The sequence below is a fragment of the Micromonospora sp. 067-2 genome (assembly GCF_046549295.1).
In the GTDB taxonomy this organism is placed as follows: Bacteria; Actinomycetota; Actinomycetes; order Mycobacteriales; family Micromonosporaceae; genus Micromonospora.
The window spans coordinates 577,062-597,889 of the sequence record NZ_JAJPWB010000002.1; the positions used below are offsets into that span (position 1 = coordinate 577,062).

General features: G+C 72.7%; 17 protein-coding genes and 1 riboswitch. Of the genes, 9 read left to right on the forward strand and 8 right to left on the reverse strand.

Annotated elements, in window-relative coordinates; translation table 11 throughout:
- Positions 1-21 precede the first annotated feature (21 nt).
- The 3 genes from ACLJN9_RS06340 to ACLJN9_RS06350 are packed head-to-tail and all read right to left on the reverse strand — an operon-like array spanning position 22 to position 3,670.
- Positions 22-2,535 carry a heavy metal translocating P-type ATPase gene (locus ACLJN9_RS06340; protein ID WP_410810123.1) on the reverse strand — a complete coding sequence of 838 codons (2,514 nt, stop codon included), beginning with the start codon at positions 2,533-2,535 and terminating at the stop codon, positions 22-24.
- A 12-nt stretch (positions 2,536-2,547) separates the two neighbouring features.
- Entirely contained in the window at positions 2,548-3,441 is an 894-nt protein-coding gene (locus tag ACLJN9_RS06345; protein WP_410810124.1) for a hypothetical protein, read from the reverse strand.
- Between the two features lie 16 nt (positions 3,442-3,457).
- Entirely contained in the window at positions 3,458-3,670 is a 213-nt protein-coding gene (locus ACLJN9_RS06350; RefSeq protein ID WP_410810125.1) for a heavy-metal-associated domain-containing protein, read from the reverse strand.
- Positions 3,671-3,798: 128 nt separating this feature from the next.
- Between ACLJN9_RS06350 and ACLJN9_RS06355 the strand changes: the two genes are divergently transcribed.
- The 3 genes from ACLJN9_RS06355 (at position 3,799) to ACLJN9_RS06365 (ending at position 7,109) form a co-directional block, all read left to right on the forward strand.
- Positions 3,799-4,095 (forward strand): metal-sensitive transcriptional regulator, encoded by a 297-nt coding sequence (locus ACLJN9_RS06355; RefSeq protein WP_088951268.1) that lies wholly within the window; start codon positions 3,799-3,801, stop codon positions 4,093-4,095.
- Positions 4,096-4,414: 319 nt separating this feature from the next.
- The gene (locus ACLJN9_RS06360; protein ID WP_410810126.1) at positions 4,415-5,788 is read left to right on the forward strand and encodes a YibE/F family protein; all 1,374 of its coding nucleotides are present in this window, start codon (positions 4,415-4,417) and stop codon (positions 5,786-5,788) included.
- A gap of 166 nt (positions 5,789-5,954) precedes the next feature.
- Positions 5,955-6,086, forward strand: a riboswitch (cyclic di-AMP (ydaO/yuaA leader).
- 3 nt (positions 6,087-6,089) lie between these two features.
- Complete coding sequence (locus ACLJN9_RS06365) at positions 6,090-7,109, forward strand: coiled-coil domain-containing protein (RefSeq protein ID WP_410810127.1); 1,020 nt, start codon at positions 6,090-6,092, stop codon at positions 7,107-7,109.
- 57 nt (positions 7,110-7,166) lie between these two features.
- Here ACLJN9_RS06365 and ACLJN9_RS06370 read toward each other — a convergent pair whose 3' ends face one another.
- On the reverse strand, positions 7,167-7,883 hold the full coding sequence (locus tag ACLJN9_RS06370) for a carbonic anhydrase (RefSeq protein ID WP_410810128.1): 717 nt from the start codon (positions 7,881-7,883) through the stop codon (positions 7,167-7,169).
- Between the two features lie 200 nt (positions 7,884-8,083).
- On the opposite strand from ACLJN9_RS06370, the gene ACLJN9_RS06375 reads away from it, so the two are divergent.
- Both ACLJN9_RS06375 and mycP read left to right on the forward strand, forming a co-directional pair.
- Entirely contained in the window at positions 8,084-8,452 is a 369-nt protein-coding gene (locus tag ACLJN9_RS06375) for a helix-turn-helix transcriptional regulator (protein ID WP_410810129.1), read from the forward strand.
- Between the two features lie 9 nt (positions 8,453-8,461).
- Positions 8,462-9,697: a type VII secretion-associated serine protease mycosin gene (gene mycP, locus ACLJN9_RS06380; RefSeq protein WP_410810130.1), complete on the forward strand. Its 1,236-nt coding sequence runs from the start codon at positions 8,462-8,464 to the stop codon at positions 9,695-9,697.
- 81 nt (positions 9,698-9,778) lie between these two features.
- On the opposite strand, the gene ACLJN9_RS06385 is transcribed toward mycP, so the two are convergent.
- From ACLJN9_RS06385 to eccCa, 3 genes are all read right to left on the reverse strand, one after another.
- Positions 9,779-10,057, reverse strand: coding sequence for a WXG100 family type VII secretion target (locus tag ACLJN9_RS06385; protein ID WP_410810131.1), 279 nt, complete (start codon positions 10,055-10,057; stop codon positions 9,779-9,781).
- 25 nt (positions 10,058-10,082) lie between these two features.
- Positions 10,083-10,391 (reverse strand): WXG100 family type VII secretion target, encoded by a 309-nt coding sequence (locus tag ACLJN9_RS06390; protein WP_410810132.1) that lies wholly within the window; start codon positions 10,389-10,391, stop codon positions 10,083-10,085.
- 205 nt (positions 10,392-10,596) lie between these two features.
- Complete coding sequence (gene eccCa, locus ACLJN9_RS06395; RefSeq protein ID WP_410810133.1) at positions 10,597-14,565, reverse strand: type VII secretion protein EccCa; 3,969 nt, start codon at positions 14,563-14,565, stop codon at positions 10,597-10,599.
- A gap of 166 nt (positions 14,566-14,731) precedes the next feature.
- On the opposite strand from eccCa, the gene eccD reads away from it, so the two are divergent.
- Positions 14,732-16,129, forward strand: coding sequence for a type VII secretion integral membrane protein EccD (gene eccD / locus ACLJN9_RS06400; protein WP_410810134.1), 1,398 nt, complete (start codon positions 14,732-14,734; stop codon positions 16,127-16,129).
- Positions 16,130-16,152: 23 nt separating this feature from the next.
- Here the strand turns inward: eccD and ACLJN9_RS06405 are convergent, their stop codons facing one another.
- Entirely contained in the window at positions 16,153-17,340 is a 1,188-nt protein-coding gene (locus ACLJN9_RS06405) for a type VII secretion protein EccE (RefSeq protein WP_410810135.1), read from the reverse strand.
- A 161-nt stretch (positions 17,341-17,501) separates the two neighbouring features.
- On the opposite strand from ACLJN9_RS06405, the gene eccB reads away from it, so the two are divergent.
- From eccB to ACLJN9_RS06420, 3 genes are all read left to right on the forward strand, one after another.
- Positions 17,502-19,013 carry a type VII secretion protein EccB gene (gene eccB / locus ACLJN9_RS06410; protein ID WP_410810136.1) on the forward strand — a complete coding sequence of 504 codons (1,512 nt, stop codon included), beginning with the start codon at positions 17,502-17,504 and terminating at the stop codon, positions 19,011-19,013.
- 88 nt (positions 19,014-19,101) lie between these two features.
- Positions 19,102-19,470: a hypothetical protein gene (locus ACLJN9_RS06415; protein WP_410810137.1), complete on the forward strand. Its 369-nt coding sequence runs from the start codon at positions 19,102-19,104 to the stop codon at positions 19,468-19,470.
- Entirely contained in the window at positions 19,463-20,767 is a 1,305-nt protein-coding gene (locus ACLJN9_RS06420) for a WXG100 family type VII secretion target (protein ID WP_410810138.1), read from the forward strand. Before ACLJN9_RS06415 ends, ACLJN9_RS06420 begins: the two co-directional genes overlap by 8 nt.
- Positions 20,768-20,828: the final 61 nt, after the last annotated feature.

Consider the following 20,828-nt stretch of genomic DNA (forward strand, 5'->3'; position numbering starts at 1 on the left):
GCGCGTGGAGCGCGTCGTACGTCAGCTCTTGAAGACGTCCTTGATCTTCTCGCCCGCCTGCTTGAGGCTGGCCTTCGCCTGGTCGCCGCGGCCCTCGGCCTCGAGCTGCTCGTCGTCGGTGGCGCGACCGACGCCTTCCTTGACCTTACCGGCCGCGTCCTCGCCGGCGTTGCTGATCTTGTCGTCGATACCCATTTGCGAACCTCCGTCTGCAAGCGTCGCTACATCACCAGCAGTACCCCGGCCATCCTCAGTCCAATCATCCCGATCTGATGACCCGTTCCGAGCTGTCGTCGGGGCCGCCGAATGGAACCGCCGCAGGCGCAGACTGTTGGCCACCACGAAGACCGACGAGAAGGCCATCGTGGCGCCGGCGATCATCGGGTTGAGCAGCCCGGCGGCGGCCAGCGGCAGGGCCGCCACGTTGTAGCCGAACGCCCAGAACAGGTTGCCCCGGATGATGCCGAGCGTGCGTCGGGCCAGCCTGATGGCGTCCACCGCGGCGTTCAGGTCGCCGCGGACCAGCGTGAGGTCGGACGCCTCGATCGCCACGTCGGTGCCGGTGCCCATGGCGAGACCAAGGTCGGCCTGGGCCAGCGCCGGCGCGTCGTTGACGCCGTCGCCGACCATCGCCACGGACCTACCCTCGGCCTGGAGGCGCCTGATCACGTCGACCTTGCCGGCCGGCAGCACCTCGGCGATCACCTCGTCGACACCCACCTCGGCGGCGACCGCCCGCGCCACGGTGGCGTTGTCCCCGGTCAGCAGGACCGGGGTCAGCCCCAGAGCGCGCAGCCGGGCCACCGCGGCACGACTGGTCGGCCGGACCACGTCGGCGACCGTGAGCACGCCCCGGGCCCGTCCGCCCCAGCCGGCGACGATCGCCGTGCGGCCGGCGGCCTCCGCGTCGGTGACGGCCCACTCGACCTCCGGCGGTACGTCGAGCCCGCGCTCCCGCAGCAGCCGGGACCGGCCGACCAGCACGACCCGCCCGTCGACCGTCGCGGTCACGCCCAGTCCATCGAGGTTGGCGAAGCCGGTCACCGGGGGCAGCGGCCCGGCCTCGGCGGCACGCGCGGCGACCGCACGGGCGATCGGATGCTCGGAGGCGGCCTCCACCGCACCGGCGAGCCGGAGCAGCTCGACGCTGTCCTCGCCGCTCGCCGGCACCACGTCCACCAGGGTCATCCGGCCGGTCGTCACGGTGCCGGTCTTGTCCAGCACGACGGTGTCCACCCGCCGGGTCGACTCCAGCACCTCCGGCCCCTTGATCAGCACGCCGAGCTGGGCGCCGCGCCCGGTGCCGACCAGGAGAGCGGTCGGCGTGGCCAGCCCGAGCGCGCACGGGCACGCGATGATCAGCACCGCGACCGCGGCGGTGAAGGCGGCCGTCGGGCCGGCCCCGGTGCCGAGCCACCAGCCGAGGGTGCCCACCGCGAGGGTGATGACGATCGGCACGAAGACGCCGGAGATCCGGTCGGCCAGCCGCTGCACGGCGGCCTTGCCGCTCTGCGCCTGCTCGACGAGGTCGGCCATCCGGGCGAGCTGGGTGTCCGCGCCGACCCGGGTGGCGGTGACGACCAGCCGGCCACCGGCGTTGATCGTCGCACCCACCACGCCATCCCCCGGGCCGACCTCGACCGGCACCGACTCACCGGTGAGCATGCTGGCGTCGACGGCCGAGGTGCCCTCGTCGACCACCCCGTCGGTGGCGATCTTCTCGCCGGGGCGGACCACGAAGCGGTCCCCGACGGTGAGCCGGTCCACCGGCATCAGGGTCTCCACCCCGTCGCGCAGCACCGCAACCTCCCTGGCGCCGAGGTCGAGCAGGGAGCGCAGGGCGGCACCGGCGGTTCGCTTGGATCGGGCCTCGAAATATCGGCCGGCCAGGAGAAACACCGTCACCCCGGCGGCCGCCTCCAGGTAGATGGTGCCCGCGCCGTCGGTGCGGGTGATGTCGAAGCGGAACGGGTGCGTCATCCCGGGCATCCCGGCGTCGCCGAGGAAGAGCGCCCAGAGCGACCAGCCGAACGCGGCGAGCGTGCCGAGCGACACCAGCGTGTCCATGGTCGCCGCGCCATGCCGCAGGTTGGTCCAGGCCGCCCGGTGGAAGGGCAGCCCGCCCCACACCACCACCGGAGCGGCCAGGGTCAGCGACAGCCACTGCCAGTAGTCGAACTGCCAGGCCGGGACCATGGCCAGCACGACCACCGGCACGCTGAGTGCCCCCGACACCCACAGCCGGGTACGCGGGCCGCGCAGCACGTCCACCGGCTCCTCGGTGGTGGCTGGCGGGGACGGCAGCGCGGCCGTGTACCCGGTCTTGCGTACGGTCTCGACAAGCTCGTCCGGCGTGATGCCGTCGGCGTACCGGACGGTGGCCTTCTCGGTGGCGTAGTTGACGGTGGCGGCGACCCCGTCCAACCGGTTCAGTTTCTTCTCGATCCGGGCGGCGCAGGCGGCGCAGGTCATCCCGCCGATGGCGAGTTCGATCCGGTTCGGCGCCTCGGGCAGCGGTCTGTTGGTGGGGGTCATCGTCCGGTCCCGTCAGTTGTGCCCGTGCGCGCCGGCCACGACGGTGAACTCGGCGGTGTGCACCGCCGCGCCGTGCCGGAAGTCGAGGTAGAGCCGATAGCTGCCGGCCGAGGGCACCTCGGCGACGAAGGTCACGGCCGGGCCGGGAGGCGTCCGCCCGTCTCCGGCCGTTCCGTCCGGGTGCACGTGCAGGTACGCCAGGTCGCCCCGGCGCAGCGCCACCAGGTGCCCGTACGCACCCAGGTAGGGCTCCAGGTCGGTGACCGGCTGCCCGTCCCTGCTGATGGTCAGGGTGAGCGGTGCGGTGCGCCCGGGCTGCGGCGCGCCGGTCAGGGTGACGGTGTAACCGTCGACGGTCGTGCTGGTCGCCGGGGCGGGCAGTGGCCGTTCGGTCAGCACTCCGGGGACGGTCACGTCCACACCGAGGGTGAGCGGCTCACCCCCGGTCGGGGTGAAGTCGGCGAACGCCCGCCACTGCCCCGGACCGGTCAGCGGGGTGGCGACCCGCCAGGTGCCGTCCGACGCCAGCTCGGGGTGCACGTGGCGGAAGCCGGAGAGGTCCCGCCGGGCGACGACGAGGTGCATCCGCTTATCGTGCGCCACCTCGTATCCGGTCACCGGCCGTCCGTCGGGGCCGCCGATCCGGAAGGCGAACTCGCCGACCGGCGCGGCGACCGGTTCGAGGGTGTAGCCCTGGTCGGAGACGAGCAGGCCACCGGGCGACCGGTCGGCCGTCTCGTCGTGCTCCCCGTGGCCCGCGGGACCCTCCCCGTGGGCGGCCCCGCCGCCGTGTCGACTCTCGGCGACCGGGGCGGAGGGTCCGGTCACGTGGCCGATCCCGTACGCCGTGCCGAAGATCCCCGCGAGGCCGAGGGCGAACCCGCCGAGTCTGGTCACCGTGTTCATGTCGGCCTCCCGGTGATCAGGCGCCGGCGAGGTCGTAGCCGGCCTCGTCGACGGCGGCCCGGACGGTCTCCACGTCCAGCGGCCGGTCGCTGGCGACGGTGACCCGGCCGGTGGCCAGGTCGACCTGGACGTCGCTCACTCCCGCGATGGCGCCGACCTCGGCGCTGACCGCCGTGACGCAGTGCCCACAGGTCATGCCCCGCACCTGGTACGTCGTGGTGTTGACCATCGAACTGTTCTCCCTCCGTCGGCGCCGGGCCTGTGGCGTCAGGCCCCGCGCCCGTTACCGGTACCCGGTGGGGGTATCCGCCGGGACGACCGTACCATACCCCCTGGGGGTACGCTATCCTGGTCGTCATGACCGCACCCACCCCCATTCGCGGATACACCGCCAGCAAGGATCAGCTGCTCACGCGGCTCCGCCGCGTCGAGGGGCAGGTTCGGGGCATCGAGAAGATGGTCGACGACGACCGCTACTGCATCGACGTGCTCACCCAGATCTCCGCGATCCAGGCCGCGCTGGACAAGGTGGCGTTGGGCCTGCTCGACGGGCACGCCCGGCACTGCATGCACGAGGGGGCCGCCGAGGGCCGCGCCGACGAGATGGCCACCGAGATGATGGCGGCCGTCGGCAGGCTGATGAAGCGCGGCTGAACGCGCCAGCGCCGGTCGTCACGCCACCCCGGCACGCGGCCGCGCGGAGCGGTCGACCGCACGACACTCCGGCACGACCTGCGTCCACGGGTCCCGGTGGTTAGCATTCCCCACGATGACCCTCCGGAGTTTGCCGCACGGTCGAGCGTCGCCACGACACGGCGTCGCCTCCGACCGATCGAGCCGGGCACTCACCGTCCGTGGTCCCGCCGTCGCCCTCCAGCGCTCCGCCGTGCCTGTCGTCGCATTCCCACGGCGGCGGTGAACCGACCGGCCCGCCGGCACGTACCCCGCACCGGATCGTCGAGGAGTCTCCGCATTGGGTTCCGACCACAGCCATTCCGCTCCGTCCGCCCCACCCCGGGTGCGACGGATCCTCATCGCGACGGTGGTGCCGCTCTTCGTCGCCACCGTGCTCGCCGCGGTGGTGCTCTGGCCGCGTGACGGGTCACCCCAGACCACCGGTGGCACGGACGTGCCGCGGTACCACGGCACGGTGACCCGGGTGGTCACCGAGCCGTGCCCGCCGACGCCCAGCCCCGAAGGCACTCCGGATGTCGGGGCCGGACGGTGCGGCACCGTGGACGTCCGGATGACCGACGGGCCTGCCGCCGGCCGGCAGGTGCAGACGCCGGTGCCGGACGGCCCCGGGGCACCGCGGGTCGACGTCGGCGACAAGGTCGTCCTGGTCGAACTGACCGACCCCGCCGATCCCGCCAGCAGCACCTGGAACATCGCCGAGCACCAGCGCGGCACGCCACTGGTCTGGCTGGCGGTGGTCTTCGCCGCCGCGATCATCGCGTTCGGCCGGTGGCGGGGCCTCGCCGCGCTGGCCGGCCTGGCCGCCAGCTTCGCCATCCTGCTCGCCTTCGTGCTGCCGGGGATCGCCGCCGGGCAGTCACCGCTGCTCGTGGCGGTGGTCGGTGCCGCCCTGATCATGTTCGTGGTGCTCTACCTGACGCACGGTGTCACCGCGCAGACCTCGGTCGCGGTCCTCGGCACCCTGGGCAGCCTGGTGCTGACCGGCGTGCTCGCCACCATCGCCACCGCCGCCACCCACCTCACCGGCTTCGGCAGCGACGACGCCACCACCCTGTCGATGTTCCAGGCCAACGTGGACCTGCACGGTCTGCTGCTCGCCGGGATCATCATCGGCTCGCTCGGGGTGCTCGACGACGTGACCGTCACCCAGGCGGCCACCGTCACCGAGCTGGCGAACGCCAACCCCGGGCTGACCCGCTTGCAGCTCTACCGGGCGGCCACCCGCGTCGGCCGGGCGCACATCGCCTCCACCGTCAACACCATCGTGCTGGCGTACGCGGGCGCCTCGCTACCGCTGCTGCTCCTGCTCACCGCCGACACGCGGCCCATCGGCCAGATCCTGACCAGCGAGTTCCTCGCGCAGGAGATCGTCCGCAGTGCGGTCGCCACGCTCGGCCTGATCGCCGCCGTACCGCTGACCACCGGACTCGCCGCGCTGGTGACCGCCGCCGGGCGGCCGGATACCGCTCCGAGGGCCGACCCGCCCGATGGACGACCCAGGCCGGATCGCGCGGAAGCGCTGGCCGCCCTCAGCTCCCCCCGCACCGGTCGAACCGACGAGACCGGACCGGACCCGACGCGGACCGGACCCCCATCCAGCGCCACCGACCGGTGGCCCGAGCCGGACAGGAGCACGGATACGGCATGGTGACACTCCTCAGTGTGACGAGGTGGGGCACCCGCCCTGAGAACCGCGTCACTGGTCACTCAACGCCATGGCGAAATGACGCTTTTAGTCGGCATCTGGACGTAGCTCAGCCGGTCGACTCTCGGGTAACCTCGCTGCCGGTCACCGCTGAAGGCGCGACGCAGCGTCTGCGGTGCCGCCGCCCAATCGCCAGCCGGCGAGCCGGGGACCCAGGCACGTGGGGTGAATCCGCGTCAGCGGTAGGGGCCACTTCCGCCCCGAACCCGTCAGCTAACCCGGTCGGCGGTCGACGGAAGGGAATATTGTGACGGCACCCCTACGCCGCTGGTTGACACCCGTGGTGGCCGTGATCGCCGCACTGACCGTGCTCGCCGGCCCTCTCCCCGCGCACGCCGCCCCGGCGACCCCCACGCCATCCGGGCACGAGGAGGACGGCGAACCGACGCTGCTCAACGACGTCATCGAGAAGGCCAACCGCGACTACTCCTCCGCCAAGTCCAAGCTGGACAGCTCCAAGAAGCGGCAGCTCGAGCGGGCGCAGGAGGTCGACCGGGCCAAGGCAGACCTGGACAAGCTGGCTCCCCAGGTCGGGCAGATCGCCGCCCAGTCGTACCGGACCGGCCGGATCGGTGCGATCGCGATGTTGCTGGAGAGCGACGCCCCCGACACGTTCGTCCAACGGGCCGCGGCGCTCGACGAGATGAACATGGTCAATGAGAAGAAGCTCGCCGAGGTCAACGCGGTGAAGACCCTCGCCGAGCAGGCCAAGCTGGCCCTCGACGCGGAGGTCCGCGAGCAGCAGAAGCAGACCGCCTTGATGGCGAAGGAGAAGCGTGACGCCGACAAGGCGCTCGCGCTGGTCGGCGGCAAGGGCTTCACCGGCGGGTTGGTGTCGGCGACCTCGCCGGTCGCCCGGGTCGGCCCGGGCCGCAGCGCCGACGGTGACTGGAAGTCCGAGTCGTGCAGCGAGAAGGACCCCACCACCTCCGGCTGCGTCACGCCGCGCACCCTGCACGCGTACAAGGAGGTCAAGCGGGCCGGCTTCAACCGGTTCGTCGGCTGCTTCCGCTCCGGCGGCCCCTGGGAGCACCCGAAGGGCCGCGCCTGCGACTGGTCGCTGCAGAAGAGCGGCTTCGCCCCGTGGCACAACGAGGACACCCGGACGTACGGCAACAACGTGGCCGCGTTCCTCATCCGTAACGCCGATCGGCTCGGCATCTACTACGTGATCTGGAACCGGCAGATCTGGTTCCCGGCCACCGGCTGGAAGTCGTACAGCGGGCCGTCGAACCACACCGACCACGTACACATGTCGCTGCTCTGAACCGCAGATCTCCCCGTCGAGGGCCGTCCCGCGTCGCGGGGCGGCCCTCGACGCGTCTCAGGCGGCGGCCGACCCGTCGGGTCCGGTCGGTACGTCCAGCGTCGCGGCACCCGCCGGCACGGCGGTCACCGGGCGGACCACCCCGGCGGCCAGACGGTACGACAGCCCCACCACCGCGCACCGGCCCTGCGCCACCTCGGCAGCCAGCACGGGCGACCGGGCGAGCAGCGTCTCGACGGTCTGCGCGATGTGAATGTCGACGATGCCGTCGATGTCGTCCACCCCCTCGGCCTCGGCACGGCGCAGGCTGGGCAGCACGGCGTCGACCACGGCGCGCAGGTGCCCCGGGGGCGAGGTGCCGGTGATGGCCGCCTCCCGGGCCGCCTGGACCGCGCCGCACGAGTCGTGGCCGAGCACCACCACCAGCGGGGTGCCGAGCACTGTCACCGCGTACTCCACACTTCCCAGCACCTCGGGGCCCGCGGTGTGCCCGGCCGTACGGACCACGAAGAGGTCGCCCAGCCCTCGGTCGAAGATGATCTCGGCGGCCAACCGGGAGTCGGAGCAGCCGACGATCACCGCGAACGGGTGCTGTCCGTCGGCCACCGCCGTCCGGTGCCCGGCGTCCTGGTTGGGGTGGTGCGGGGAGCCGCTGACGAAGCGTTGGTTGCCGGCGGCCAGCTCGGCGTACGCCCGGGCCGGCTCGGTGAGCGTCGGCGCCCCGTCGGTCCGCTGCGCGTCCGGCTGCCCGCCGGACGTCCCGGGACGACTCATCCCACACCTCGTTTTCTGCGTCAGGCCTGCTCAACCGGCTCCTAGGCCGAGCCGGGGGCGGGCGGTGGCTCGGCTCCACGCTCACACGCACCACAAGTTGCGTCAAGATATGCGTGAGTTAGATTTCATACGTCGGCCCCTCCGCGCGTCCTCCGGCGACGCGCGGCGGCAGGGCGGGCAACCGGGAAGGCGGCCCCAGGATGGCGAGCACGGCAGGCGACACCGGCGGCGGCCGGAACTGGACGTTCCTCACCAACCACGGGCACGTCCTGCTGTCCATCGCCCGTAACCCCACCGCCCGGCTGCGGGACGTGGCGGCCGAGGTCGGCGTCACCGAGCGGGCCGCACAGGGGATCGTCGCCGACCTGGAGGCCGAGGGCTACCTGCACCGCACCCGGGTGGGGCGGCGCAACGAATACACCCTCAACCCGGCCGGCCGGTTCCGGCACCCCGCCGAAGCGGACCGTCAGGTCGGCGACCTCCTCGCGCTCTTCGCCGACCCACCCGGCGCGGCAGCCGGCCGTCCGGACCGCGTCGCCGGGCCGCAGCCCGACGCGGCACAGCGGTAATCTCTGCGGGTGCGCGAAAGCCAGCCGTCGAGCGCGACCAAGCCGTCCCGCCGTGCCGTCCGCGGAGTCCTCGGTGGAATGCTGGCGGCCCTGCTCGGCACCGCCCTGGTGGCACCCCCACCGGCGGCCGCGGCACCGCCCACCTGCGGCCCGACGGGCAAGAACGCCCTCACGGAGATGCCGTGGGCGCTGCGTCGGTTGGAGCCTTCCTCGGCGTGGCCACTGTCCCGGGGAGCCGGGGTGACCGTGGCCGTGATCGACTCCGGGGTCTCCGCCAGCCACCCCCTGCTCCAGGGCCAGGTGCTCGAGGGTCGCGACTTCAACGGCCTGCCGGCCAACCAGGGCCGGTGCGACCTGGCCGGCCACGGCACGATGGTGGCCGGCATCATCGGGGGCCGGGAGGGCACCGGCGTCCCCTACAGCGGCATCGCCCCGGCGGCACGCATCCTGCCGATCCGGGTGCTGCCGGATGAGAAGGACACCAGAGACAAGGCCGTACCCGGACAGATCGCCGCAGCCATCGACTGGGCGGTCGAGAAGGGCGCCAGCGTGATCAACCTGTCCCTGGTGACCCTGCCCGACCCCGCACTCGCGAAGGCCGTCGAGGACGCGCTCGCCAAGGGCGTCGTCCTGGTCGCCGCCGCCGGCAACCAGCAGGAGCAGGCTCAGGAGAACCGGCCCGCCTACCCGGCCGCGTACCCCGGTGTTCTCGCGGTCGCCGGCGTGGACGAGCAGGGCGGCCACGTGGGCACCTCGATCAGCGGGTCGTACGTCGACATCGCCGCCCCGGGGTTGAACCTCATCGGCCCGGCGCCGTCCGGCAGCGGCTACCGCATCGAGCCGACGGGCGGCACCAGTTTCGCCGCCGCGTACGTCTCGGGTGTGGCCGCGCTGGTGCGGTCGGCCTACCCCGACCTCGGCCCGCAGGAGGTCACCGAACGGCTGCAACGGACGGCGGACAACCCGCCGGACGGGCACAACGAGGAGGTCGGCTACGGCGTGGTCAACCCGTACCGGGCGCTGTCGAGCCTGTTGGGCACCCGGACGGACCCGCCCGCCGGCGCGCTTGCGGCACCAACCCGGACGGAGGACCCGCTGAGCTGGCAGCGCACCGCCGCGATCTGGGCGGCGCTGCTCGGCGGCCTGCTCACCGCACTACTGCTGGTCGCCCGGCCGATCCTGGTCCGCGGTCGTCGGCGGGGCTGGCGCCCTGGCCGGCGCCCCGACGCGCCGATCACCGGCTGACGGCGTCGGCACAGGACTGCGGCACAACGCAATGCGGCTCCGGCCCGGCGGAACCGGACCGGAGCCGCACGGTGTTACGCGTCAGCCCCACACCTTGGAGTTGCTCATCTCCGTGGTGAGGTAGTTTTCCCGGGCGATGCCGACGGCGCCGCCGATCTCGTTCAGGATCCGGTTGATGTCCCGGACCGACGCGTCCCACTTTGCCTGGTGCTGCTCGTAGGCAGCCCGGTCCTCGCCGTCCCAGTGGAGCTTGGTCAGCATCGACCGCAGCGTGTCGAGCTTCTCCTCGAGCGTCTTCGAGATGGCCTGCATCTGCTGGTTGCTGCTCTCGAGGACAGCGTAGTCAACTTTGATCGTCACGGTTTCCTCCTCTGCTGTCTGCGGATCACGGGTTGAGAGCAGAGTGGAACTTGTCCAGCATCTGCTGCTGCTCCTCGTCGTTGACCTGGTGCGTCGTACCCGACTTGTCGAGCAGGTCGGCGATGTTGTCCATCGCCGTCAGCAGATTGACGGTGTCCTCGTTCCAGCGCGTCATCAACGACTGGAAGCCCGTGGACGCCTGACCCTTCCACGCTATGGCCAGGTCGTCGACCACGTTCCACAGCTTCTTCAGCTCGCCGTCGACCTCGCTGCGCGTGGACCGCACGTCACTCGCGGCGGTATGCAGAGTCGCAGCTTCGACCTCGAACGCCATGCTTCACACCCTTCCGTCATGTTGTGGTGGCGGCTCTGCCGCACCCCTCCCCCGCGGCAAGGTGGCGACACCCCACCGACGGACACTCCAGTGAAGACCGTAGCGGAACCTGTCCAGCCTCCGCAGCCCTCACCGCTGCCCTTCGATGGATAGTGGTGAATCAGGTCAGCGTCGACGTACCGAACGGCTGGGCCGGGCCGACCCGTCAGGCTGGTTCGGACCAGGCGGTCTGGATCAGCTGCTGGCCGTCGCGGCGGCGCACGAGGGTTCCCCGACCCGGCGGCTGCGGGCTCGGCCGCAGCGTGCCGAAGACCGCACCCTCCTCCCGGTTGCCGGACATCAGCAGACCGGGCGAATCCAGCTCCCGCAGCCGCTGCAGCACCGGCTCGTAGAGTGCCCGGGACACGCCGCCGACCCGGCGCGTGACCACCAGGTGCAGACCGATGTCGCGGGCCTGCGGCAGCAGCTCCTGCAGGGCGCTGAGCGGGTTGCTGCCACCCGAGGCCACCAGGTCGTAGTCGTCGACCAGGATGTAGAGGTCCGGGCCCTTCCACCAGCTGCGGTCACGCAGTTGGGCGGTGGTCACGTCCGGGCCGGGCAACCGGTTGGTCAGCGCACTGCGGATCGAGCCGAGCCCCTGCGCGAACGCCTGGTTCGACGGGGCGTAGTCCAGCAGGTGGTCGCCCTCCACCGCACCCAGCAACCCGCGCCGGTAGTCGGCGATCACGAGCCGGGCCTGGGCGGGCGTGTACCGCTCGGTGATGCCCCGGGCGATCAGCCGCAACAGGTTGGTCTTGCCGCACTCGGCGTCGCCGAAGACCGTCAGGTGCGGCTCGTTGGCCAGGTCGAGGTAGACCGGCGCCAGCGCCGACTCGTTCACGCCGATCGGCAGGCCGGGCGCCGACCGGTCGATGATCCGGGCGAGCTCGGCCACCGGCAGCCGGCGCGGCAGCAACCGCACCTTCGGCGCCGGCCGGCCCGGCCAGTTGGCCGCCACGTGCCCGGCCAGGGCGAGCGACGCCTCGCTCAGGTCCTCGATGTCGCGGCGCCCGTCGATCCGCGAGATCGCGGTGAGGAAGTGCAGCTTGTCGCGGGTCAGGCCGCGACCGGGCGACTTCTCCGGCACGTTCATCGCCGAGCGACGGTCGATCTCGGACTCCGACGCGTCACCCAGGCGCAGCTCGAGCTTGGTGCCGAGCAGGTCCCGCATGTTGATCCGGATCTCCGCCCACCGCACCGCCGTGAGCACCACGTGCACGCCGAAACCGAGACCACGGTTGGCCAGCGTGGTGATGGTCTGCTCCAGCTCCTCGTACTCCTGGCGCAGCGTGTTCCAGCCGTCCACCACCAGGAACACGTCACCGAACGGGTCATCGGCGAACTCACCGGCGGCCCGTCGACGGCGGTAGCTGGCCACCGAGTCGATGCCGTGCTGGGCGAAGCGCGCCTCCCGCTCGTCCAGGACGGCGACCACCTCGGCAACCGTGCGGCGCACCGCCTCGACGTCACGCCGGCCGGCCACCCCGGCCATGTGTGGCAGCCGCTCCAGGCTGCGCAGCGCGCCGCCGCCGAAGTCCAGGCAGAAGAACTGCACCTCACGAGGCGTGTGGGTGAGCGACAGCGAGGCGAGCAGCGAGCGCAGCATGGTGCTCTTGCCGCTGAGTGAACGACCCACGATGACCACGTTGCCGCCGGCCCCGGCCAGCTCGACCATCATCGGGTCACGGCGCTGCTCGTACGGGCGGTCCACCACGCCGACCGGCACGGTGAGCCGACCCCGGCCCGGCCAGGAGGCGGTGCACAACCCGTACGTCGGGTCGACCGCCAGCGGGCCGAGCAGCTCGCCCAGGCCCGGCGGGTCGGCGAGCGGCGGCAGCCACACCTGGTGCGCCGGGCGGCCCCGGCCCCTGAGCTGGTCGATCAGCACGTCGAGCATCGCCACGGCCTTGCCGTCGGCCGGCTGCTCCGGCTCGGGTGCGGTGTCGACCGGCATCTGCGGGAGCTGCGCCGGGATGAAGTCGAGGCCGTACGGCACGATCCGGCGCTGCACCAGGGCCTGCGACGCGGACGCCTGCTGCCCCGGCGCCCGGTACGCCCCCGACACGTACGCGGCCCGGAACCGCAGCATCGTGCTGGTGTCGGTCTTCAGATAGCCGTGACCGGGTGCGTTCGGCAGCTCGTACGCGTCCGGCACGCCCAGCACGATCCGGCTCTCGACCGCGGAGAAGGTACGCAGACCGATCCGGTACGACAGGTGGGTGTCCAGGCCACGCAGCTTGCCCTCCTCCAGCCGCTGGCTGGCCAGCAACAGGTGCACGCCGAGCGAACGGCCCAACCGGCCGATCATCACGAAGAGGTCGATGAAGTCGGGCTTGGCGGCGAGCAGCTCGCTGAACTCGTCACAGATGATCAGCAGGCTGGGCATCGGCGCCAGCGGTTCACCAGCCGCACGGGCCTTCTCGTACTCGAAGCGGGAGACGTAGTTGCCGGCCGCCCGCAGCAACTCCTGCCGCCGCACCATCTCGCCCGCGAGCGCGTCGCGCATCCGGTCGACCAGTGGCAGCTCGTCGGCCAGGTTGGTGATGACGGCGCTGGTGTGTGGCAGCGCCTCCAGTGAGGCGAACGTCGCGCCGCCCTTGAAGTCCACCAGGACGAAGTTCAGTTCCTCCGACGAGTGGGTCACCGCCAGCGCGGCCACCACCGTACGCAGCAGCTCACTCTTGCCCGACCCGGTCGCACCGATCACCAGGCCGTGTGGCCCCATGCCCTCGTGCGCCGACTCCTTGAAGTCCAGTTCGACGACGTTGCCGTCCGGGCCGACGCCGAGCGGGATGCGCAGCCGGTCCCGGTGACCGCGCGGGCGCCAGGTCTGCCGGACGTCCACCGCCGCGGCATCGCCGACGCCGAGCAGGTCCGGCAGCTCCGTGCTGCGGGCCAGCGGTTCGTCGTCACTGGTCTGCTGCTGGGAGAGCCGGAAGGGGGCGATCTGACGGGCCAGCCCCTCGGCGGCTTCGGCGCTGAGCCGGTCCGGTCGGCCGAGCTGGGAGGACGAGGTGCCCCGGACCAGGTCGAGGGTGCTTCCGTCGCCGACGTCGAGGCAGAGCAGCCAGCGGCCGGCGTCGCGCGGCACCGTTCCGGAAAGGTCGATCATGGTGGCGCCGAGCAGCCCCTGGCCGACCAGCTGGCAGGTCGGTGAGATCTCGCCACCGTCGATCACCACGACCAGGTGCGGCGCGGTCGTGAGCGGCTTGGCCTCGGGCGCGAACCGGGGCCGCCCGGCCAGCTCACCGGCGAGCGACTCCTCGGCCTCGGTAAGGCTCGCGAAGACCAGCCGACGGGCGCCGGCGGCGTCGGTACGCCCGCTGTGGTGGGCGTGCGGCAGCCACTTCACCCAACCCCAGGCCGACTGCCGGTCCGGCGCGGCGACCACGGCGATCACCAGGTCCTCCGGTGCGTGGAACGTGGCCAGCTGGCCCAGTGCCGCCCGGGTCAGGTCGAGCACCGGCTCCCGGTCACCTCGCAGCACGACCCTGCTGAACGCGCGCACCGACAACGCGGTCGGCAGGTCGGGCACAGTGGAGTGCGCGCGGACGAACCGGCGCAGCGCGATGGCGCTCATCGGCTCCAGGTCCTCCACCGGCTTCGTCTCCGGGGGAACGATCTCCACGGCCAGCCGCTGCGGGCCGAGCGCGATCCGGGTCTCGCCGAAGTCGTCCTCGGTGATCCGCCGCTCCCAGAGCCGTCGGGAGGCCCCGATCGACCAGAGCGCGTCGGGTTCCGGGTGCCGCCAGGCCATCGCCGCGCGCTGCTGCTCGGCCGCGCGCCGGGTGCGCTTGCGCATCTGGGCCAGGTACCGCATGTAGTCGCGGCGGTCGGCGTTCAGCTCGGCCTTGTCCTTGCCGCCACTGTTGCTGAGGGAGCCGATGGCCATCCCGAGCATCGAGACGCCGAACAGGCCGCCGGCGACGTACGTCATCGTGCTGCCGCCGCCCTTGCCGACGTAGAGGAAGGCCATCGCGCCGACGCCGCAGAACATCGGGAGGATCATGAGCAGCTGCCCCATCCCGCGGGGCGTCGGTTCGGGCAGCTCAGGAGGGGACTCCAGCAGCACCTCACCGCGTGGCAGAGCCGGCCCCGGTTGACGCGGGAGCCGGCGGAACACGACCGTGCTCACGGCTGTCTCCTCCCCAGAAGCGGCCCTGATGACGTGCCGTCACGAACCGAAGTCCGCGGGTGGGCATCGTACGTGCCCGCCATCGTAGGTAATCTCCCGTGGGCGCGGTGGACCCGCATCGCGGCACCACGGCCAGCCGATCGTAGACGGACACCTGGAGGCCACTGTGGCGACGAAGACGGCGACCGGTGGTCTGAGCCGAATCACGATCGTGGCTCCCCGTACCCGGATGGATCTGGCCCTACCGTCGGACGTGCCGATGGCCGACCTGCTGCCCACCCTGCTGCGCTACGCCGGGGAGGATCTGGCCGACGAGGGCGTGCGGCACGGCGGATGGGCACTCTCCAGGTTGGGCGGCGCACCCCTTGACGGCGGGCGCACCGCCGCGCAGCTGAGCGTCCGGGACGGTGAGGTGCTGTACTTCAACCCCCGCTCGGCCGCCGCGCCGGAGATCGTCTTCGACGACGTGGTGGACGCCGTCGCGACCGCCACCAACCAACGCCCCGGCGCCTGGCAGGCCGGCTCGACCCGGTCCTTCGCGGTGCTGTTCGCCGCGGCGGCGTTCGGCGCGGGAGCCCTCGCGACGCTCTTCGCCGGCCCGCCACACCTGCCCGGCGCTCTGGCCGCTCTGCTCGTCACGGTGGCGCTGCTGGTGGGCGCCGCGGTGCTGTCCAGGGCCGCCGGTGACAGCGGGACCGGGGCGGTGCTGGCCGTCGTCGGCCTGGTGTACGCCGGCACCGGTGGTCTGCTGCTGCTCGCCGGTGACCGGTCCCTGACCGACCTGGCCAGCCCGCACGTGCTGCTCGCGGCCACCGCGGTGGTGATCGCCGGGGCGGTGGCCGCGCTGGCGGTCGGCGACCGCTATCCGCTCTTCTTCGGCGCGGTCGGGGTGGGTGCCGCCACGGGTCTGGGCGCGATGCTCTGCCTGGTCTTCGGCATGGACGCCCCGGCTGCGGCCTCGGTGGTGGCGGCGGTCGCGTTCGGCGCGGTGCCGGCGCTGCCGATGGCCGCCTACCGGCTGGCCCGGCTGCCGGTGCCGTCGATCCCGACCGGCCCGGAGGACCTGAAGACCGACAGCGAGTCGGTCGACGGCAGGCAGGTGCTGCAACTCAGCGAGCGCGCCGACCAGTTCCTGATCGGTCTGCTGTGGACGGTGTCACTGCTGGTGCTGGGCGCCCAACTGGTGCTGGCCCTGGACGGCCGACTGCCGGCGGTGCTGCTCTGCCTGGTGCTGGCCCTGCTCTCACTGCTGCGGGCCCGTCCGCTCCTGGGCCGCGCCCAGCGCACTCCGGTGCTGCTCACCGGCACTGTCGGACTGGGCCTGGCCGCCGCGGCAACCTACGCCGGAGGGTCCCTGCCGGTCCGACTGGGCCTGATCCTCGGCGGGCTGGTGCTGGCTGCCGTGGTCAGCCTGATCTACGGCCTGACCGTGGCCGGCAAGCGCATCTCTCCGGTCTGGGGTCGACTGCTCGACATCGTCGAGATCCTGCTGATCATCGCGCTGGTTCCGCTCGCCGTCTGGGTCTGCGGCCTGTACGGCTGGATCGTCAACCTGCGCCCCTGACGCACCGCCGGCCGGACGGACGGTCAGCGGGGCTCCGGGCGGGCTGCACCGCCCAGTGCCGACGCGACAGGTGCGCTGGCGTACACGCCGGGAGCGTGCTGCCCGTCCACCGGCCGGGTCGACGCGCCGGCCCGCCGTGCGACGTCCCCGACCACCTTGACCAGCGCCTCGACGTGGTTGTCCATGGCTGCGACGCGCAGCAACGGCGGCGCCACCCGACCGTCCGGCGAGACCGCCGCGGCCACCGTGTGCGACGGCGCGGAGGTCGCGGTGATCGCCTCCACCAGCGGACCGAGTGGGGCATCCGATCGGCCGCGCAGGGACAGGCAGCGGTGCGTCCAGCCGCCACCGCGCAGCCCCCACCAGGTCTCCGCGGGCGGCTCCGGCACCAGGTCCAGACCGGCGGCCGACACCACGGCCGCGCGCAGCTCGTCGCGGCCCAGTGGCCGGTGGGCCAGCCCGGCGGCGGTCAGTGCCTTACCCAACCGACCGATCCCGGTGGCCATCGTCCGGTGTACGCCGGCAAGCCCGCCGCCCCGGCTCACCGTCTCCGCTCGGGCGTCCTGGATGCTGAGCCGCAGTGCCACCCACACGGTCCGGTGGGCTGCCGGTGGCGCGCCGGGCGCCGGGTACCAGACCAGGGTGTGCGCGACGACCTGGGACCGCGAGATCGGCGCGGCGAAGTCGGCGAGCACTCCCAGCGCCCGGTCCACCGTCGACGCGTCCATCGAGCCGACCGTCGTGCCGGGGGCCGGCTGCAACGCGACCGCGGCGAACCAGCCCTGGGCGTCCTGCCCGATCCCGAGGCGCGTGCCCCGGTCGGTCAGCTCGATGACGCTCAGCTCGGGCGCGAGCGCGGCCAACCGGGGGTCCACCGCCGTTCCGTCGGCCAGCGCCGCCGCAGCCTGCTCACGGCGACGCCGCAGCCGCCGCCGCAGCAGCAGGTCCTCGAACCACCAGCGGCCACCCCGACGGGCGAACGCGGCAACCACGACCAACGCCGCCACCGTACCCACCGCGGCGAGCAGCCACGTGGGTCCCGCCGTCGCGGCCCAGACGGCGACCGCACACATCTCCAGCACGACGAGCTGCCCGACCAGCAACGGACCGACCCTGCCCCGGCCGGACCGGTCGGCCGGTGGCATCGCCCGCGCCGTGCCGCCGGAGGGGTTCTCGGTCACTCGGTCGGGTCGCGCCTGAACCTGCGTCATCGGTGACTGTCCCTCCTGCACGGTACGGCTGCACGCCGGGTCGTTCCGGCGTCGGCCACCGGCGGTGGTCCCGGAGACCCGCCGTCGGCCCCTTATCGTAGGGAAGCCCGCGACGGCGCTCCGACCTGATCGTCGCGGATCCACCCCGTCGGAGGTTAGTCATGCGGACCCGCCGCGATCAGGTGCAGGCGTACCGCTTCGTCACCCGCCGGATCGTCTCCGCGGTGTTGTCGGGCGATCCGGAGACCACCAACCTGCCGATGCGACGGCTCGGCATGGCGATCTTCGGCAGTGTGATCGCCGCCGCCATCGTGCTCGGCGGGGTGGGCGCGTACGGCCAACTGACCGGGAATGCCGCGCCGCTCGCGGAGGACACACTGGTCATCGAACGCGAGAGCGGCGCGACGTACGTGTTCAGGCAGGGGAAACTGATTCCGACGCTCAACTACACGTCGGCCCGGCTGGTGCTGGACAAGGCGGATCCGACGGTGCGGATGATGTCCCAGGCGTCGCTACGGGAGCGGCCGCGCGGGCGCACCGTCGGTATCGTCGGCGCGCCGGACGACCTGCCCGGCCGCAAGTCGCTGACCGGCCTGCCCTGGTCGGTCTGCGACGTGCCCGACCCGGCTGACCAGCGCCACTCCACGCAGGTGGTGATCGACCGTGCGTTGCCCGGCGGCACACCACTGGGCGACCGCGCGGTGCTGGTCACCGTGGACCGGCAGCAGTACCTGCTCACCGGCGGCGCCCGCCTCCAGGTGCTCGGCGGCCAGCCGGCGATCGCGGCGTTGAGGATGACCGGCACGGCACCACTGCCGGTGGGCCAGCAACTGCTCAACGCCGTGCCTGCCGGGCCGCCGCTGCGCAAGCCGTCCCTGCCCGGTGAGGGCGAGCCCAGCGGCCTGTCGCCGACCGGTCGACCGGCCACCATCGGTCAGGTGTTCCAGGCGGCCGGGCAGCACTACGTGCTGACCCGCGAAGGACTCGTCTCGATCAGCGAGATCACCGCACTGTTGATGATCGGCGGCGGCGGTCAGATCACCGACATCACGCCCGATCAGGCCGGGGAGCGGCTGGTCAAGCAGCGGGTGGACGAGGAGGGCCTGCCGCCGAGGTTGCCCGCGCTGTACACGACCCGGTCCGGGCAGACCGTGCTGTGCGCGACGTACCGGGCGGGCAGTGGAGGTGGCCCGCCGACCACCACCGTCGAGGTTTTCGACCGGGTGCCGGTGGAGCTGACCGCCAGCGCGTCGGGTGCGCTGCCGGTCAACCAGACCGCCCGTGACTCGGTGCGTACGGCCGAGGCGGTGCTGCTGCCCGGCGGCAAGGGCGTGCTCGCCCAGGCCGCGCCCGGTGCCGGGGCCAGCGGATCGGTCGCCGTCGGGTCGACGATCTACCTGATCAGCCCGCAGGGCATCCGCTACCCGCTCGGGTCGAGCGAAACGCTGGCCGTCCTCGGCTACGGCGGGATCACCCCGCTGGCGGTGCCCGGCTCGCTGCTCTCGTTGATCCCGACCGGGCCCAGCCTGAACCGCGAGGACGCGTCGGACTTCTTCGCACCCGGTGGCCCGGCAGCGCCGGCGACGACGCCGCCCTCCGCGCCCGACGGCACCCCGGCGAGCGGTGGGGCGGGCGGTGGCGTGCCGACGACATCGACCGGAGCCGACGACTGAGCGGCCCGGACGGGTCGCCTCGTGTCGCACTGGTGGACTAACCTGAGAGTGGCTGTCGGTTGTCAACCAGAACGACGGGGATGTTGCCATGACCGGGCGTACGGAAGTCGACCTGCTGTCCCTTGAGGATTTCCACCAGCATCTGGCCGCGCGGCTGAGCCAGGCCGAGTCGGTGCTGCGCAAGCTCAACACCGAGATGCAGTGCCGCCCCCCGGCGTTGGGCTCGTTCTTCGACGCCACCGACAACGCACGCCGATACAGCGACGTCCACCAGTCCTATGTGGTCCAGGCGCAGCGGCTTCGGCAGGCGGTGCTGGCGGCACAGCAGGCGACCAGCACGATCCTGACCAGCTACCGCACCGCCGAGGCGCGTAACGCGGCCAATGCCACCGACATCACCGCCGCGCTGACCGGTGTCGACCAGGCGCTGGAGCCGAAGGGGGACGGGCGTGTCTGAATACACCCAGCGCTACCAGGGCAAGAGCCACCAGGAGCTCTACGACGGTGTGATGGCCGGCAAGCCGGAGCAGATCGACGGCGTGGCCGCCCAGTGGACCGCCCTCAAGGGCATCCTGGACGGCCTGGGCCGGGAGTTGGGCGGCGACCTCGAGAAGCTCGGCAACACCTGGACGGGTTCGGCTGGTCGGGAGTTCCAGCGACGGTTGTCGCTGATCGTCGCCCACTCCGAGGCGCTGGGTGAGGGGATGGCCGGCGTCAAGCAGGGCCTGACCATGATGGCCGGCCATCTGCGCACCGCGCACATCCAGTCGGAGAGCCCGGAGGCGACCGACGACAACGACCAGGCGATCAGTGGCGCGCTGCGCGGCGCAGTCACCTCCGGCGTGCCCGGCGCGGTGGTCGGCGCCTTCATGGGTCACCAGCAGGACAAGAAGGAGCAGGAGAAGGCCCACCAGCGGATGGTGAAGGTGGTGGCCGATCTGGCCGACGGCTACCACCTGTCCGCCTACGACCGGGTGGTCGACCCGCCCGCTCCCGACCCGGACACACCGGAGACGGCCCGCAAGGACCCGACGAAGCCACGCAGCACACCGCACAGTGACACGCCGAGCGCCGCGCCCACCGCCACCCGGCAGACCGCGCACACCGGCGACGCGACCATCGGGACGCCCGTCCGCGCCGCCGTGCCACCGGTCGCCGGCGACGGGTCCGTCGCCGTTCCGGTGGGCACCGGCACCGGCAGCGTTCCGGGCGTCGTCACCGGCCCTGGCGGCGGCTCCGACTCCGGGGCAGGCACCTCCCTGGCCGGCGCGGACCCGGTGGTCGGCGGGGCACTGCTCGCTGGCGGGGCCGCAGGTCTGGTCGGCCTGTCCGGGCCGACCGCCGCGATCGCCGGTGCCGGTTCCGGTGCCGGGCCGGGTCTGCTCTTCGGATCGCCGGGCGGGGCTCCGGCCGGTGGGGTGCTCCGCACCACCGCGCTCGCCGGTTCGGGCAGCACCCCCACCGCCTCGGCCAAGCCGACCGCTGGCCCGACCGCAGCCGAGAACCGCCCGGCCACCGGGGTCGGGCGCAGCATCGACGGTCGACGTGGCGAGAGCGCCGGCCGCGCGGCGGGCGGAAGCGGAAGCAGCGGCAGCGGCAGCGGCAGCGGCGGGCGACGCCCGGGGGTGCTCGGCGGGCACGGCCGGCCGGAGGCCGACGACTCCGACGAGCGGCTGACCTGGCTGACCGAGGACGACATGGTGTGGCGGGACAAGGGGGACGCTGCGCCACCGGTGCTCGGCACCACCGACTGACCAATCCACCTCCGGCGCACCACTTCGTCGGACCACCGGGTGGCGCCACCGCAACCATCCA

Coding starts and splice junctions, on each gene's coding strand:
- ACLJN9_RS06405 (WP_410810135.1), bottom strand. CDS start 17,340: ATGACGCAGGTTCAGGCGCGACCCGACCGAGTGACCGAGAACCCCTCC.
- ACLJN9_RS06340 (WP_410810123.1), bottom strand. CDS start 2,535: ATGACCCCCACCAACAGACCGCTGCCCGAGGCGCCGAACCGGATCGAA.
- ACLJN9_RS06350 (WP_410810125.1), bottom strand. CDS start 3,670: ATGGTCAACACCACGACGTACCAGGTGCGGGGCATGACCTGTGGGCAC.
- ACLJN9_RS06375 (WP_410810129.1), top strand. CDS start 8,084: ATGGCGAGCACGGCAGGCGACACCGGCGGCGGCCGGAACTGGACGTTC.
- ACLJN9_RS06370 (WP_410810128.1), bottom strand. CDS start 7,883: ATGAGTCGTCCCGGGACGTCCGGCGGGCAGCCGGACGCGCAGCGGACC.
- ACLJN9_RS06415 (WP_410810137.1), top strand. CDS start 19,102: ATGACCGGGCGTACGGAAGTCGACCTGCTGTCCCTTGAGGATTTCCAC.
- ACLJN9_RS06355 (WP_088951268.1), top strand. CDS start 3,799: ATGACCGCACCCACCCCCATTCGCGGATACACCGCCAGCAAGGATCAG.
- ACLJN9_RS06390 (WP_410810132.1), bottom strand. CDS start 10,391: ATGGCGTTCGAGGTCGAAGCTGCGACTCTGCATACCGCCGCGAGTGAC.
- eccB (WP_410810136.1), top strand. CDS start 17,502: ATGCGGACCCGCCGCGATCAGGTGCAGGCGTACCGCTTCGTCACCCGC.
- ACLJN9_RS06345 (WP_410810124.1), bottom strand. CDS start 3,441: ATGAACACGGTGACCAGACTCGGCGGGTTCGCCCTCGGCCTCGCGGGG.